The following is a 14904-nucleotide window of genomic DNA, read 5'->3' as shown; positions in this document are numbered from 1 at the left end:
ACGAAATGAGCGCAGTTCTCGACCCCCACGGTCACGCAGCAGGCCACGGCGATCACGCACACGACGATCATCACGACCACCACGCGCCCACCGGCTGGCGCCGCTGGGTGTTCGCCACCAACCACAAGGACATCGGCACGCTGTACCTGCTGTTCAGCTTCACCATGCTGATGGTGGGCGGCGTGCTCGCGCTGCTGATCCGCGCCGAGCTGTTCCAGCCTGGGCTGCAGCTGGTGAACCCGGAGCTCTTCAACCAGTTCACCACCATGCACGGCCTGATCATGGTGTTCGGCGCGATCATGCCGGCCTTCGTGGGCTTCGCGAACTGGATGATCCCGCTGCAGGTGGGCGCCTCCGACATGGCGTTCGCGCGCATGAACAATTTCAGCTTCTGGCTGCTGATCCCCGCGGCGCTGATGCTGGTGGGCTCCTTCTTCATGCCCGGCGGCGCACCTGCCGCGGGCTGGACGCTGTACGCGCCGCTCACGCTGCAGATGGGCCCCTCGATGGACGCCGGCATCTTCGCGATGCACATCATGGGTGCCTCGTCGATCATGGGCTCGATCAACATCATCGTGACCATCCTCAACATGCGCGCCCCCGGCATGACGCTGATGAAGATGCCGATGTTCTGCTGGACCTGGCTCATCACCGCCTACCTTCTGATCGCCGTGATGCCCGTGCTCGCGGGCGCCATCACGATGACGCTGACCGACCGCCACTTCGGCACCAGCTTCTTCAACCCCGCCGGCGGCGGCGACCCGGTGATGTACCAGCACATCTTCTGGTTCTTCGGCCACCCCGAGGTCTACATCATGATCCTGCCGGCCTTCGGCATCATCAGCCAGGTGGTGCCGGCTTTCGCCCGCAAGAAGCTCTTCGGCTACGCCTCGATGGTTTACGCCACCTCGTCGATCGCCATCCTGTCGTTCATCGTGTGGGCTCACCACATGTTCACGACCGGCATGCCGCTGACCGGCCAGCTGTTCTTCATGTACGCGACCATGCTGATCGCGGTGCCCACGGCCGTGAAGATCTTCAACTGGATCGCGACGATGTGGCAGGGCTCGATGACCTTCGAGACGCCCATGCTGTTCGCGGTGGGCTTCATCTTCGTGTTCACCATGGGCGGCTTCACCGGCCTGATCCTGGCCGTCGCACCCATCGACACGCAGTTGCAGGACACCTACTACGTGGTGGCCCACTTCCATTACGTGCTGGTGGCCGGCTCGCTGTTCGCCATGTTCTCGGGCTTCTACTACTGGGCTCCGAAGTGGACCGGCGTGATGTACAACGAGACGCGCGGCAAGGTGCACTTCTGGTGGTCGCTGATCTCGTTCAACGTGACCTTCTTCCCGATGCACTTCCTGGGCCTGGCCGGCATGCCGCGACGCTACGCCGACTACCCGATGCAGTTCGCCGACTTCAACGCCGTCGCGTCTGTCGGTGCCTTCTTCTTCGGTTTTGCCCAGTTGTATTTCTTCCTGTTCATCGTGCTGCCCACGATGCGCGGCAAGGGCGAAAAGGCTGCCCAGAAGCCGTGGGAAGCTGCCGAGGGCCTCGAGTGGGAAGTGCCGTCGCCAGCACCATTCCACACCTTCGAGAACCCGCCCAAGCTCGACGCGACCGCCACCAAGGTGATCGGTTGAACGCACTGTCAGTCTACGCAGCACGATGACGCCCGAGCAGAAAAGGAACAACCGCCGCATGGGGCTCACGCTGGCCTCCATCGCCGTGGTGTTCTTCATCGGCTTCATCGTCCGCATGGTCTGGTTCAGCGGCCGCTGAACCGGGCATTCGAGCAGGCAACGAACGGGAGCACACGCGCATGAGCCTCGGTCCTCGCATCCGCCGCGCCAACGTCCGCATGGTCGGCAAGCTGGCCGTCGTGGCCTGCGGCATGTTCGCCTTCGGCTATGCGCTGGTGCCGATGTACCGCGCGATCTGCGAGATGACCGGCATCAACATCCTCGCGCTGTCCGAGCTCGAGGTGCCCGGCGGTGCGAGCGGCGGCAAGAACGTGCGCGTGCCCGACAACACGCAGGTCGACAAGAGCCGCACCATCACGGTCGAGTTCGATTCCAACGTGCGCGGCGGCCTGTGGGACTTCAAGCCCGCGGAGCGGACCATCCAGGTGCACCCGGGCGAGCTCAACACGGTGATGTATGAGTTCCAGAACGTGCAGAACCGCCGCATGGCCGCGCAGGCCATTCCGAGCTACGCGCCGCAGCAGGCCGCGCCGTACTTCAACAAGCTCGAGTGCTTCTGCTTCAACCAGTACACGCTCGATCCGGGCGAGAAGAAGCAGTGGCCGGTCGCGTTCGTGATCGACCCGAAGATTTCCAAGGACGTGAAGACCATCACGCTGTCGTACACCTTCTTCGAGGTGGGCGGCAAGACGCCCGCGGCCCCGGTGGCCGCAGTTTCCGGCACCACGAATGAGCCCCGCTCGTGACCGATCCCTCGAACCGGCCGAAGGCTTCGCTGTGGGACACGGTGAAGGCGGTGGGCTGGTCGTTCTTCGGCGTGCGCAAGAACAGCGCCTACCAGGAAGACCTGCGCAAGCTCAACCCGCTGCACATCATCGCGGTGGCGTTCGTGGCGGTGGTGGTCTTCGTGGTCGCGCTTGTGCTGCTGGTGCGCCATGTGGTCGCGTCGGCCGGGGCCTGACGGAAAAGAAGCCTTCCACGGCAAGCAGAATCCATTGAACCGAGAAGAGAAGAAAGAGAGCCAGGAGCTGATATGAGTTCAACCACCCACGGCACCACGCCCTACTATTTCGTGCCGGGCCCCTCGGCCTATCCGGTCTCGGCCGCGATCGGTTTGTTCTTCGTGATCCTTGGCGCCGCGCAATGGATCAACGGCCACCAGTGGGGCGCATGGTCCCTGCTGGCCGGCATGGTGATCTGGCTCGGCACGCTCTTCGTCTGGTTCCGCGCCGCCATCGGCGAGAGCGAGAGCGGCCAGTACGGCCACAAGATCGACCTCTCGTTCCGCTGGAGCATGAGCTGGTTCATCTTCTCGGAAGTGATGTTCTTCGGCGCGTTCTTCACCGCGCTGTGGTGGGCACGCACTCACGCGCTGCCGTCGCTCGGCAGCCTGGACAACGCGCTGCTGTGGCCCGACTTCAAGGCCGTGTGGCCCAGCGTCGCCGCCGGCGCCACCGCCTCGCCGGCAGGCATCGTCGAGCCCTTCCAGACCGTCGGCCCGTTCTGGCTGCCCACGATCAATACCGCGCTGCTGCTGAGCTCGGGCGTGACGCTCACCATCGCCCACCACGCGCTGCGCGCCGGCCATCGCGCGCAGACGATCCGCTTCATGTGGCTCACCGTGCTGCTGGGCGTGATCTTCCTGGGCGTGCAGGGTTACGAATACCACCACCTGTACACCGAACTGAACCTCAAGCTCAGCTCCGGCACCTACGGCTCGACCTTCTTCATGCTGACCGGCTTCCACGGCCTGCACGTGTTCATCGGCATGCTGATGCTGCTGTTCATCACGCTGCGACTGCGCAAGGGCCACTTCACGCCCGAGCGCCACTTCGGCTTCGAGGGCGCGGCCTGGTACTGGCACTTCGTGGACGTGGTCTGGCTCGGCCTCTATCTGCTGGTCTATTGGCTTTGAGCGAAGAACCTCGCGGCATTCCAAAAAAAAGGCGCCGGAAGGCGCCTTTTTCTTGGTTCTCCTGGCACGAGCATCATCTACTTGCCGAGCGGGAGCCCGGTTGGCTGGATGTATCCGAACTTCCAGGCGAGCAGCATGCAGAGGAACAAAAACACCGAGAGGCCGATCCGAACGGTGAGCGCGCGCGCCATGCCGCCGCTCTTGGCGCGCCCGTTGCGCCCGTCCTTCAGCATGAAGTACAGGGCAAACGCGAGGCTCGCGAAGATGCCCACGAACACCAGGGCGACGAAGTATTTCATGACCCGCATTATCGGCCGCACGCCCCGCCCCCTCCAGTGACTCCCGTATCCCTGTATCCCGACGAACCTCGCCTGCGCCGGGGCCGCTTCTGGGTGATGACCATTGCCGCCGCCCTGACCGTGTCGGCCACCATTTCGCTGGGCCGCTGGCAGCTCTCGCGCGCCGCCCAGAAGGAAGCGCTTCAGGCCAGCATCGACGCCGAGAAGCTGAAGCCGCCGCTGACGCAGGCAGAGTTCCTTGCCCTCGGCAAGGCCTCCGACGCGATGCACCGCGCAGTGCGCCTGCGCGGCCTCTGGCTCACGCCGCAGACCGTGTATCTCGACAACCGCCAGATGCACGGCACGCCCGGCTTCTACGTGCTGACGCCCTTCGCCCTCGAGGGCACCGAGCAGACGGTGATGGTGCAGCGCGGCTGGATCCAGCGCAATTTCGTCGACCGCACGAAGCTGGGCGCGGTCGAGACGCCGGCCGGCATCGTCGAAGTCACCGGCCTGATCGAGCCGCCGCCGAGCCACCTGCTGGAACTGGGCTCCGCCGCGCCAGCGCCCGTGCCCGCAGCCTCCGCGCCTGCCGCGGCGGCCTCGGCCCCGGCGTCCACCGCTGCTGCGGCACCGGTCGCCGAAGGGTATTCGCCCATCCGGCAGAATCTCGACCTTGAGGCCTTCCGTGCCGAAACCAGGCTGCCCCTGCGCACCGACGTGTCGCTGCAGCAGGGCGGCCCGGCTTCCGAGGGCCTGCAGCGCGACTGGCCGGCGCCGGCACTGGGCCTCGAGAGGCACTACGGTTACGCATTCCAGTGGTTCGGCCTGTCGGCCCTCGTCGTCATCCTCTATGTCTGGTTCCAATTCATCACGCCCATCCGCCGCTCAAGGCGCCGCGCACGCGATGGCCGCTTCTGACGAGCCGCTGGGCCTGACGGTGCATTCGATGCCGTCGCCCAACCAGGCGCTCGACGGCGCGGAGGGCCGGCGCACGGCCATGGGACGCTGGAAGATGATCGCGGTGATGCTGATGTGCGCATCGCCCGTCATCGCCTCGTACTTCACGTACTACGTGATCCGGCCCGAAGGGCGCAGCGTCTACGGCGAGCTGATCGACCCGCAGCGCGAGCTGCCGAAGATCGCCGCCACCGACCGCGGCGGCGCACCCGTCGACCTTGCCACGCTCAAGGGCCAGTGGCTGCTGGTGACGGTGGCCGATGCTGCATGCGACACGCTGTGCGAGCAGCAGCTCTATCTGGCGCGGCAGCTGCGCGAGAGCCTGGGCCGCGAGAAAGATCGCATGGACCGCGTCTGGCTGGTGAGCGACGCCGCTCCCGTGCCCGAGCGCCTGAACAATGGCCTGCACGGCGCGACCGTGCTGCGCGTGCCGGCCGACCAGCTCTCGAAATGGCTAGCGCCCGCGCAAGGCCACTCGCTGGCCGAACACCTGTACGTGGTCGACCCCATGGGCAACTGGATGATGCGTTTTCCGGCCCGCATGGACGTCGCAGGCGCGAGCCGCGCCAAGCGCGACCTCGACCGCCTGCTGCGCGCCTCGGCGTCGTGGGACGAACCCGGCCGCTGACGGCACGACGGACGCCGCATGGACACCACGAGCTCGCTCTACGACCTGACGCCCATCGCCTGGCTCATGGCGGTCGGCGTGCTGATCGCGCTCGGGCCGCTGGTGTGGGTGTGGCGCCGCAATGCAGGCAGTGGACCAGCGCGGCGGCTGCATGCGCTGACGGTGCTCACGCTCTTCCTCACCTTCGACCTGACGCTGTTCGGCGCCTTCACGCGGCTCACCGATTCGGGCCTGGGCTGCCCCGACTGGCCGGGTTGCTACGGCAACGCCAGTCCGCACGGCGCACGCCACGAGATCGCGATGGCGCAGTCGGCGCAGCCGACCGGCCCGGTCACGCACAGCAAGGCGTGGGTCGAGATGGTCCACCGCTACCTGGCCACTGGAGTGGGGGTGCTGATCCTCACGCTCGCGGCGGCCACCTGGATCGTGCGCAGGCGCCAGAGTCGCATCCCGCCTGAGAAGGGCGGAGAGCACCACGCCACGCTGAGCGCCTGGTGGCCGGCCTTCACGCTGGTCTGGGTGTGCCTGCAGGGAGCCTTCGGCGCGCTCACGGTGACGTGGAAGCTGTTTCCCGCGATCGTCACGCTGCACCTGCTCGGCGCCGTGGTGCTGCTGGCGCTGCTGTGCATCCAGGCCGTGCACTACCGGCAGGCGGCCGCCGACCGGCTGCCTACTCCCGTGTCGCCCGCGCTGCGCAACGGCCTCATCGCGACCACCGTGCTGCTCGTGCTGCAGATCGCTCTGGGCGGCTGGGTCAGCACCAACTACGCGGTGCTGGCCTGCACGCAGTTCCCGACCTGCCAGGACAGCTGGTGGCCGACCATGAATTTCGCGCAGGGCTTCGAGATCTGGCGCCACCTGGGCGTGACCGGTGACGGCCAGCCGCTCGATTTTTCCGCCCTCACCGCCATCCACTACGCGCACCGGCTGATGGCCTATGCGGTCTTCGTCGCGCTCGGCGTGCTGGCCTGGCGCATGCGCCGCATCGGCGCGCTGCGCCCGCAGGCGCGGTGGCTCGCGGGCCTCGCGCTGCTGCAGCTGGCCACCGGCCTGGGCAACGTGCTGCTCGGCTGGCCGCTGGCCGCTGCGGTGCTCCATACCGGCGGCGCCGCGGCGCTCGCCGTGGTGCTCACCTGGGCGCTGTGCGAGAGCCGGCGCGCTCCGGCGGCGCAGATCGCCCATGCCAGTGAAAATACGGCCGGTCGCAACAACAACAGTCAAAGGAAGGCCGCCGCGTGAGCACCCCGATTTCCGTTCAGCAAACCGCCAGCGCCAACGTGCTGCGCCAGTATTACGCGCTGACCAAGCCGCGCGTGGTGCAGCTGATCGTGTTCTGCGCGCTGATCGGCATGGTGCTGGCCGTTCCGGGGCTGCCTTCGTGGGCCGAGGTGAAGCGTGCTGTGGTCGCCTGCATCGGCATCTGGCTGGTGGCCGGCGCGGCCGCGGCCTTCAACTGCCTGGTCGAGAAGGGCATCGACGCGAAGATGAAGCGCACGGCCTGGCGCCCGACGGCGCGCGGCGAGCTCAGCGACCGGCAGGCGCTGGTGTTCTCGGCGCTTCTGTGCGCGGCGGGTTCGGCGCTGCTGTGGTTCATGGTCAACCCGCTGACCATGTGGCTGACCTTCGCCACCTTCGTGGGCTATGCGGTGATCTACACCGTGATCCTCAAGCCGCTCACGCCGCAGAACATCGTGATCGGCGGCGCCTCGGGTGCTATGCCGCCTGTGCTGGGCTGGGCCGCGATGACGGGCAGCCTCGATCCGGGCGCTTGGATTCTCTTTCTCATCATCTTCCTCTGGACGCCGCCGCACTTCTGGGCGCTGGCGCTCTACCGCGTGGAGGACTACCGCAAGGCCGGCCTTCCGATGCTGCCCGTGACGCACGGCAACGAGTTCACGCGGCTGCAGGTGCTGCTCTACACCTTCATCCTTTTCGCGGCCTGCCTGATGCCTTTCATCCACGGCATGAGCGGCTGGCTGTACCTGGCGGTGGCGGTCGCAGTGAGCATCGGCTTCACCGGCTATGCCTTCGCGCTGTGGCGCAACTACTCCGACGCGTTGGCGCGCAAGACCTTCCGCTTCTCGCTGATCCACCTGAGCGTGCTGTTCCTGGCGCTGCTGGTGGATCACTACATCCAGTGAGCATCAAGTTTCAATGAACAAGCGCAACGCTCTTCGACTGATGGCTGCCGGCGCCGGCTGGGTGGGCGTCAGCGCCGCGCTCGGCCTTGGTCTCTCGGCGTGCAGCGAGACCGGGCAGAGCTTCAATGCCGTCGACATCACCGGCGCCGACTACGCCAAGGACTTCTCGCTGAAGGACGCCGACGGCAAGGTCCGCACGCTCGCCGACTTCAAGGGCAAGGTGGTCGTGCTGTTCTTCGGCTACGCGCAGTGCCCGGACGTCTGCCCGACCACCATGACCGAGATGGCCCAGGTCAAGCAGCAGCTCGGCAAGGACGGCGACAAGCTGCAGGTGCTGTTCATCACGGTCGACCCGGCTCGCGACACCGCGGAGGTGCTCAAGGCCTACATGGGCGCGTTCGACCCGAGCTTCGTCGCGCTGATTCCCACGGCCGACCAGCTGGCTGCGGTCGCGAAGGACTACAAGGTCTACTACAAGAAGGTCGACGGCAAGACGCCGACCAGCTACTCGATGGACCACTCGGCCGCCAGCTACGTCTATGACACGCAGGGCCGGCTGCGGCTCTATGCGCGCTACGGCGCGGGCGTGGCGCCGATGGTGTCCGACCTGAAAACGCTGCTGGCTTCCTGAAAGGGGCCGCCACCCGATGTCCGCCATCGATCCCCTCGGGCACCTGAAGGGGCGCAAGGGCGCGTTCCGCATCGCGCTGATCCCGCCCGAGGTGCTCGATGCCCTCAACGACGGGTTGATCGAAACCGTCAATCTCAACGAATTCCTCGCGCTGGAACTGCCCCGGCTGGCGCGCAGCGTAGCGGGGCACATCGGGCTGGACGCGCAGAGCGAGCGGCTGGCCGACACGATCGCGATGCTGGGCGCCTTCAAGCCGATGCAGCGGCACGGGCACATCGCGCGTGCGCTCTACGATCTGGCCGCGCTGCACGACGAGCGCGATGCCGTCGCGCACCGGCTGGCCACGCACGCCAGCGACGTGGCCCGTTGCTGGGCTGCGCAGTGGGTCACGCTCTCGGGCCTGCCGCTGGCGGCGCAGCTGGAGTCGGTGCGCCGCTTCGCCGCCGACCCGCATTTCGGCGTGCGCGAGATCGCGTGGATGGCGGTGCGCGACGCTGTGAATGCATCGCTCGACGAGGCGCTCGTGCTGCTGCAGCCCTGGGTGCGCGACGCCGACCCCAACATCCGCCGCTTCGCCAGCGAACTCACGCGGCCGCGCGGCGTGTGGTGTGCGCAGATCGAGGTGCTCAAGGCCGAGCCCTGGCGCGCGCTGCCGCTGATCGAACCGCTGCGCGCCGACACCAGCCGCTATGTGCAGAACTCGGTGGCGAACTGGCTCAACGACGCGAGCAAGAGCCAGCCCGAGTGGGTCGACAAGCTCTGCGCGCGTTGGCTGGCGGAGTCGGATGCAGCCGAGACCCGCTACATCGCGAAGCGGGCGCTGCGAACGCTGTCCAGACAATGAAAAAAGCCCGGCACTGCCGGGCTTTGTCTTTGTGGAAGGAGGAAGGGACTTACGCGTAGTCCGCGAGGGCCTTCTTCATCTTCTTCATTGCCGCCACTTCGATCTGGCGGATGCGCTCGGCGCTCACGCCGTACACGGCCGCCAGATCGTGCAGCGTCATGCCACCCGAACCGTCGTCGTTGACCTTGAGCCAGCGCTCTTCGACGATGCGGCGGCTGCGGTCGTCCAGCGCTTCGAGCGCAGTCGCGATGCCGTCGCTCGAGAGGCGGTCGCGCTGCTGCGATTCGAGCAGGGCGGTCGGTTCCTGCGAGGCGTCGGCCAAGTAGGCGATCGGGCCGAAGGCTTCGTCGCCGTCGTCCGTCGGGCCCGGATCGAGCATCACGTCGCCGCCGGAGAGGCGGGTTTCCATCTCGAGCACTTCCTCGGGCTTCACGTTCAGGCGGGTAGCCATCTGCGAAACCTCGTCGGAGCTCAGCGTTTCGCGATGCGTGCCGTTGTCGGCAGCGGCAGAGTCGGCCTTGAAGCCCTGCTTCATCGAACGCAGGTTGAAGAACAGCTTGCGCTGGGCCTTGGTCGTCGCGACCTTGACCATGCGCCAGTTCTTCAGGATGTACTCGTGAATCTCGGCCTTGATCCAGTGCATGGCGTAGCTCACGAGCCGCACGCCCTGGTCGGGGTCGAAGCGCTTCACGGCCTTCATGAGACCGACGTTGCCTTCCTGGATCAGATCGCCGTGCGGCAGCCCGTAACCCAGGTACTGGCGGGAGATGGAGACCACGAGGCGCAGGTGCGACAGCACGAGCGCGCCGGCGGCTTCGAGATCGTTGTGGTCGCGCAGCTTGCGTGCGTAGCCTTGCTCTTCTTCGAGCGTGAGCATGGGCAGGCGGTTGGCGGCCGAAATGTAGGCGTCCAGGTTACCCAGCGGGGGAACCATCGACCACGGGTTGGCGACGGCCAGCTGGTTGGCAGAGACTCCAGACAGCGTTGTCATCAGGGGGAACTCCTTTGTGTTGGCCATATTAGCACTCGGTTAGAGGGAGTGCTAATCCAAGGGTTCCCTTGAATTTCTATCGCCGGAATAGCCTATGGCTACCAGCGGATGCCCAATCTTAGGAAGAGCTTGGACAAGACGAAAAGGGGACCGACCCAGAGATATTGGATGTCTTCGAAGAACGAGGGCTTCTTGCCTTCGATCTTGTGGCCCACGAACTGGAAGACCCAGGCCACTACAAAGATAGCGGCGGAAACCGGCAATACAAGTCCCCCCATCGCATGCACCAGCACCAGGGCCAGGGCGGTCAGCACGAGCATGGCCACCAGGAAAGCGGGGGACCGCAGCAGGACGTAGTAGACGAGGCTGGCCGCCACGAAGGCGTAGGCCACCCAGGGATGGATCGCGAACAGCAGTCCCACGATGCTCAGCATGATGGCCGGGATGGCCGCGAAGTGGATCAGCTCGTTTGTCGGATTGCGGTGGCTCTCCTCGTAGTGGGCGAGCAGCCGGTCGACCTTGCGATCACTCGACTCGAGGGGGGCGGCAGCGGTGTGCGTCATGGCAGGTCTCCGTGGGCGCCGTGCGATGCGGCGAGGCTTTCGATGGTGCCCACAGAGAAGCCCGATGGCAAGGGCGACCGCCATGTGAAAATGCTATCAAATAAGTAGCATAAGGTACTACAGCCACGGTTGTTGCCGTGTCTTTCTACACTGTCACAAGAAGGTTACATCGCTAAGATCGGCATGTGCCTCCCTTCGACTCTCCACCCGCATCCCAGTCGCCGGCCGCGGAGACCGGTACGGCCACCCGCACGCCCCGGGCGATCCTCGTCGTGGACGATCACGATCTGCTGCGCTTGGGTGTCTGCGCCCTGGTGCAGGCCCAGGCCGGTCCCTCCGACGCGCGCATCGAGGTCTTCGAGGCCAGCAACGTCGCCGATGCGCTCAGGCTCTACGAAGCCCACCGGGCTTCCATCGGCCTTGTGCTGCTCGACCTGGCTCTGCCCGACACCCACGGCCTGAGCGGCCTGGCCGAGTTCCGTATGCGCTTTCCCGAGGCGCGGATCGTCGTGCTCTCGGGCACCGGCAACAGCACCCTGGCGCAGGGCGTGCTCGCGCTGGGCGCCGCCGCCTTCCTGCCGAAGTCGGCCGATCTCAAGGAGGTCGTGAGCTTCATCCGCGCCTGCGGCCTGCTCGACGGCGGCCCCGACGCCACGCAACAGCAGCAGCAACCGGCGGCCCCGGCCATGCCCGGCAAGGCACTCAGCGGATATGCCGAGTTCGCCCACGCCAGCGCCTGGCAGGAACTCACGCCCCGGCAGATGCAGGTGCTGCAGTGGGTGCTCGAAGGCAAGGCCAACAAGGAAATCGCCCAGCTCGCGAACCTGAGCGAAGGCACGGTGAAGAACCATGTCTCGACCATCCTGCTGCTCTTCGGCATGCGCTCGCGTGCCCAGCTGATCAGCACCCTGCATTGAGCGTGCAGTCCGCCGCGCCGAACGCCCCGACCGCCGACCACGCGCTCGGCCAGCGGGTGCTGCGCGAGCACGTCGCCTCTGTCTACAGCACTTACGGCATCTCGACGCTCACGCACATGGCCTTCGTGGTCGTGTTCGGCAGCATCATCTATTCGCAGCTGAAGGACCCGAGCCTGCTGTTCTGGCTCGCCGGCCTGCTGATGGCCGACATCTACGTCTTCTTCACGCCGCGCTGGACCCCCTCGCGTCCGGTGCGCGAGAGCGCCTACTGGGCACGCAAGATCTCGCGGGTGGTCACGCTGGTGAGCATGGTCACGGCGGTGGTGCCCTGGCTCATCGTGCCGCACAACAACCTGCCGATGACCTCACTGCTGATGGCGGTGATCGTCGGCAGCTGCGCGCGGGCGGCGCAGTCGCTGTGGCCGCTGAAGCCGGCGCTCTTCGGCTACACCATGCCGATGTCGCTGGGCATGATCACCGCGCTGGCCTGGCAGGGCGACGGGCTGCACCTGTTCCTGGCGGCGGCCGGCGCGGCCTACCTTCTGCTCACGCTGTACGCGGGCATCGGCCAGCACAAGCTGTTGACCGAGTCGCTGATGCTGCGATTCGAGAACGAGGCGCTCGCCGCCCGGCTCGGCGAGCAGATCGCCGCCACCGAGCGCGCGAGCGAGGAGAAAACGCGCTTCCTCGGCACCGCCAGCCACGACCTGCGTCAGCCGCTGCACGCCATCGCGCTGTTCGGCGCCGCGCTGGAGAACGAACTGCGCGACCGCCCAGAAGGCCGCAACGCCGAGCGCTTGATGCGCGCGGTGAACGCGCTGGGCGCCTCGCTCGACACCATGCTCGACGTGTCGCGACTGGACGCCGGCGTGATCACGCCCGCGCCGCAGCCGGTGCAGCTCGACGCGCTGTTCCTGCCGCTGAACCACACCTTCGCGGCGCGCGCCGAACAGAAGGAGCTTCAGCTGCGCGTGCGCGCCAGCGGCCTGTGGGTGCACAGCGACCCGCAGCTGCTGCACCGCATGCTGTCGAACCTGATGGACAACGCGCTCAAGTACACGACGCGCGGCGGCGTGACCGTCACCGCGCGCGAGCGCGGCGAGGCGGTATGGATCGAGGTGCGCGACACCGGCATCGGCATCCCGCCCGAACAGTCGGGGCGGATCTTCGAAGAGTTCTATCAGATCAACAATCCGGGCCGCGACCGCTCGCGGGGGCTGGGCATCGGGCTGTCGATCGTGCAGCGGCTGTCGCGGCTGCTGGGCCACCCGGTGCAGATGCATTCGCGGCCGGGGCGCGGCACGCATTTCCGCGTGGTGGTGCCCGTCGCGAGTGCGCCCGAGCGGGCGCAGGCCGGGCTGGCGCCCGCTTCCATGAACGAGGTCGCCTCCGCCGGGGAGCGCAAGGTGTCGACGCTGGCGTTGCCCGGCCGCGTGCTGCTGCTCGACGACGAACTGGAAATCCGCGAGGCCATGACCGGCCTGCTGCGCTCCCACGCCATCGACGCTCACGCCGTGTCGGACGAAGCCGGCGCCGCGGCAGCCCTGCGCCAGGCGACACGCGAGGGTAGGCCCTTCGATCTGCTGCTGTGCGACTACCGTCTGGCCGATGGCGCGGACGGGCTCGATGCGGGCTTGCGGCTGAGCCAGGCCGATGGCGCGGCGACGCCGCTGCTGCTCATCACCGGCGAAACCTCGCCCGACCGGCTGCAGCGCGTGCGCGAGTCGCAGGTGCCGGTGCTTTTCAAGCCGGTGGTGGCCGACCTGCTGCTGCAGGCGATGGCCGAGGTTGCCGTTGCCAGATAGCACCAGCCGGCTGCAACGGGTCAGCCTGCATTTGAATTCATTTGTATTAGTTTTAACGCCTGATGCGGCGCGTAGACGTTGTGTTCGGCTGCGCCCATGACTTTCGACACTGGCGGGTGTCGGCGCCGTGACCTATCTTCACTGCATCGCGTCGCTCGCGATGGAGTAGTAGGTAGGGGAGAGAGAAAAGTGAGCGGCCCCGGCGCAAGCCGGGGCCGTTTTTTTTATCCGAGCAGCGCCTGCGCGAACTCGCGGGCGTTGAAGGTTTCCAGGTCTTCCAGCTTCTCGCCCACGCCGATGAAGTAGACCGGGATCGGCCTTTCCCGCGCGATGGCGCACAGCACGCCGCCCTTGGCCGTGCCGTCGAGCTTGGTCACGACCAGGCCCGTGAGGCCCAGCGTCTCGTCGAAAGCCTTGACCTGCGCCAGCGCGTTCTGGCCGGTGTTGCCGTCGATCACCAGCAGCACCTCGTGCGGCGCGGTGCCGTCGGCCTTGGTGACGACGCGCTTGATCTTCTTGAGCTCGTCCATCAGGTGCAGCTGCGTCGGCAGGCGCCCGGCCGTGTCGACCAGCACCACGTCCTTGCCGCGGGCCCGGCCGGCGTTCACCGCGTCGAAGCTCACGGCCGACGGGTCGCCGCCTTCCTGGCTCACGATCTCGACGGTATTGCGGTCGGCCCAGACCAGCAGCTGCTCGCGCGCAGCCGCCCGGAAGGTGTCGGCGGCGGCCAGCAGCACCGAGGCGCCTTCGTCGGCCAGGTGCTTGGTGAGCTTGCCGATGGAGGTGGTCTTGCCCGCGCCGTTGACGCCGGCCACCATGATCACGGTGGGCGTGAACTGGCCGATCACCAGTGGCTTCTCGAGCGGCTTCAGCAGGTCGGCCACTGTCTCGGCCAGCAGTGCCTTGACCTGCGAAGCATCGGTGGCCATCTGGCGCTTCACGCGGCCGCGCAGGTCGTCGAGCAGGTATTCGGTCGCCTTGACGCCGGTGTCGGCCATCAGCAGGGCGGATTCGAGCTCCTCGTAGAGCTCTTCGTCGATCTTCGCATTGACGAACACGGCCTGGATGCCGGTGCCGGTCTTGCGCAGGCCGGTCTTGAGCTTGTCGAACCAGCCCTTGCGCTCGGTGGCGATCACGGGTTCGGCAACCGGCGCGGCGGTCACCGGAGTCGGCGCGGGCGCAGGCGTGGCGGAAGGAGCGGCGGCCGGGGAGGGTGGCACGACCGGGGCAGCGGCCGGTGCGGGAGCGGGGGAGGGAACCGGTACGGACGCTGGCGCGGCGACCGGTGCGGGCGCCGGCGTTTCTTCCGCCGCCGGCTTCGAGCCGAACCAGCTCGAAGGCGAAAACACCGAGCGTGCGGGCGCGGGGTCCGGGGCAGGCGCCGCCGGGGCCGGCGGGGTGGGCGCCGGCGCGTCGGGGGCCTCGGCAGGCGGTTTTTTCTTGAAGAAACTGAACATCGGGAGCTTTTTACAATCCGAGCCATTCTATGAAACACCTCCCGCCACGCCGCGCTGCGTCTGGT

Annotated in this window: 17 protein-coding genes; 13 read left to right on the top strand and 4 right to left on the bottom strand. The window is 66.9% G+C overall.

Annotation, left to right across the window (positions count from 1 at the left end; all coding sequences use genetic code 11):
- The first annotated feature begins 5 nt into the window (after nt 1-5).
- The 5 genes from ctaD to ABL843_RS25935 all read left to right on the top strand — a co-directional run bounded on the left by ctaD (nt 6) and on the right by ABL843_RS25935 (nt 3624).
- Nucleotides 6-1649: a cytochrome c oxidase subunit I gene (gene ctaD, locus ABL843_RS25955; protein ID WP_126025560.1), complete on the top strand. Its 1644-nt coding sequence runs from the start codon at nt 6-8 to the stop codon at nt 1647-1649.
- A gap of 25 nt (nt 1650-1674) precedes the next feature.
- The gene (locus ABL843_RS25950) at nt 1675-1788 is read left to right on the top strand and encodes a cytochrome oxidase small assembly protein (RefSeq protein WP_019656111.1); all 114 of its coding nucleotides are present in this window, start codon (nt 1675-1677) and stop codon (nt 1786-1788) included.
- 40 nt (nt 1789-1828) lie between these two features.
- Nucleotides 1829-2455 carry a cytochrome c oxidase assembly protein gene (locus ABL843_RS25945; RefSeq protein WP_184640702.1) on the top strand — a complete coding sequence of 209 codons (627 nt, stop codon included), beginning with the start codon at nt 1829-1831 and terminating at the stop codon, nt 2453-2455.
- Nucleotides 2452-2670 (top strand): DUF2970 domain-containing protein, encoded by a 219-nt coding sequence (locus tag ABL843_RS25940; RefSeq protein ID WP_418117821.1) that lies wholly within the window; start codon nt 2452-2454, stop codon nt 2668-2670. Before ABL843_RS25945 ends, ABL843_RS25940 begins: the two co-directional genes overlap by 4 nt.
- Nucleotides 2671-2742: 72 nt before the next feature.
- Nucleotides 2743-3624 (top strand): cytochrome c oxidase subunit 3, encoded by an 882-nt coding sequence (locus ABL843_RS25935; protein WP_126025557.1) that lies wholly within the window; start codon nt 2743-2745, stop codon nt 3622-3624.
- A gap of 77 nt (nt 3625-3701) precedes the next feature.
- Here the strand turns inward: ABL843_RS25935 and ABL843_RS25930 are convergent, their stop codons facing one another.
- Entirely contained in the window at nt 3702-3932 is a 231-nt protein-coding gene (locus ABL843_RS25930) for a twin transmembrane helix small protein (protein WP_093206674.1), read from the bottom strand.
- Nucleotides 3933-3959: 27 nt separating this feature from the next.
- Here ABL843_RS25930 and ABL843_RS25925 point away from each other — a divergent pair, with 27 nt between their 5' ends.
- Genes ABL843_RS25925 through ABL843_RS25900 form a run of 6 tightly spaced genes read left to right on the top strand, consistent with a single transcriptional unit; the run spans nt 3960 to nt 9106 of the window.
- Nucleotides 3960-4823, top strand: a complete 864-nt coding sequence (locus ABL843_RS25925; RefSeq protein ID WP_418117820.1) for an SURF1 family protein — start codon at nt 3960-3962, stop codon at nt 4821-4823.
- Nucleotides 4810-5490, top strand: a complete 681-nt coding sequence (locus tag ABL843_RS25920; RefSeq protein ID WP_418117819.1) for an SCO family protein — start codon at nt 4810-4812, stop codon at nt 5488-5490. The genes ABL843_RS25925 and ABL843_RS25920 overlap by 14 nt, the downstream gene beginning before the upstream one ends.
- 18 nt (nt 5491-5508) lie before the next feature.
- The gene (locus tag ABL843_RS25915) at nt 5509-6729 is read left to right on the top strand and encodes a COX15/CtaA family protein (RefSeq protein WP_369660884.1); all 1221 of its coding nucleotides are present in this window, start codon (nt 5509-5511) and stop codon (nt 6727-6729) included.
- Nucleotides 6726-7631 (top strand): heme o synthase, encoded by a 906-nt coding sequence (gene cyoE / locus ABL843_RS25910; protein ID WP_369660885.1) that lies wholly within the window; start codon nt 6726-6728, stop codon nt 7629-7631. The genes ABL843_RS25915 and cyoE overlap by 4 nt, the downstream gene beginning before the upstream one ends.
- Before the next feature lie 13 nt (nt 7632-7644).
- Nucleotides 7645-8262: an SCO family protein gene (locus ABL843_RS25905; RefSeq protein ID WP_418117818.1), complete on the top strand. Its 618-nt coding sequence runs from the start codon at nt 7645-7647 to the stop codon at nt 8260-8262.
- 16 nt (nt 8263-8278) lie between these two features.
- Nucleotides 8279-9106 (top strand): DNA alkylation repair protein, encoded by an 828-nt coding sequence (locus ABL843_RS25900; RefSeq protein ID WP_126025551.1) that lies wholly within the window; start codon nt 8279-8281, stop codon nt 9104-9106.
- Between the two features lie 49 nt (nt 9107-9155).
- Here the strand turns inward: ABL843_RS25900 and rpoH are convergent, their stop codons facing one another.
- Both rpoH and ABL843_RS25890 read right to left on the bottom strand, forming a co-directional pair.
- Nucleotides 9156-10097, bottom strand: coding sequence for an RNA polymerase sigma factor RpoH (rpoH, locus tag ABL843_RS25895; RefSeq protein WP_126025550.1), 942 nt, complete (start codon nt 10095-10097; stop codon nt 9156-9158).
- 98 nt (nt 10098-10195) lie between these two features.
- Complete coding sequence (locus ABL843_RS25890; RefSeq protein WP_126025549.1) at nt 10196-10660, bottom strand: DUF962 domain-containing protein; 465 nt, start codon at nt 10658-10660, stop codon at nt 10196-10198.
- Between the two features lie 185 nt (nt 10661-10845).
- On the opposite strand from ABL843_RS25890, the gene ABL843_RS25885 reads away from it, so the two are divergent.
- Both ABL843_RS25885 and ABL843_RS25880 read left to right on the top strand, forming a co-directional pair.
- Entirely contained in the window at nt 10846-11577 is a 732-nt protein-coding gene (locus ABL843_RS25885) for a response regulator transcription factor (protein ID WP_126025548.1), read from the top strand.
- The gene (locus ABL843_RS25880; RefSeq protein ID WP_418117817.1) at nt 11574-13382 is read left to right on the top strand and encodes a hybrid sensor histidine kinase/response regulator; all 1809 of its coding nucleotides are present in this window, start codon (nt 11574-11576) and stop codon (nt 13380-13382) included. Before ABL843_RS25885 ends, ABL843_RS25880 begins: the two co-directional genes overlap by 4 nt.
- A 224-nt stretch (nt 13383-13606) precedes the next feature.
- Here ABL843_RS25880 and ftsY read toward each other — a convergent pair whose 3' ends face one another.
- Entirely contained in the window at nt 13607-14839 is a 1233-nt protein-coding gene (gene ftsY, locus ABL843_RS25875) for a signal recognition particle-docking protein FtsY (protein WP_418117816.1), read from the bottom strand.
- Nucleotides 14840-14904: the final 65 nt, after the last annotated feature.

The sequence above is a fragment of the Variovorax sp. 350MFTsu5.1 genome (assembly GCF_048302515.1).
Lineage (GTDB): Bacteria > Pseudomonadota > Gammaproteobacteria > Burkholderiales > Burkholderiaceae_C > Variovorax > Variovorax guangxiensis.
This window is presented reverse-complemented; position numbering and strand designations above follow the sequence as displayed.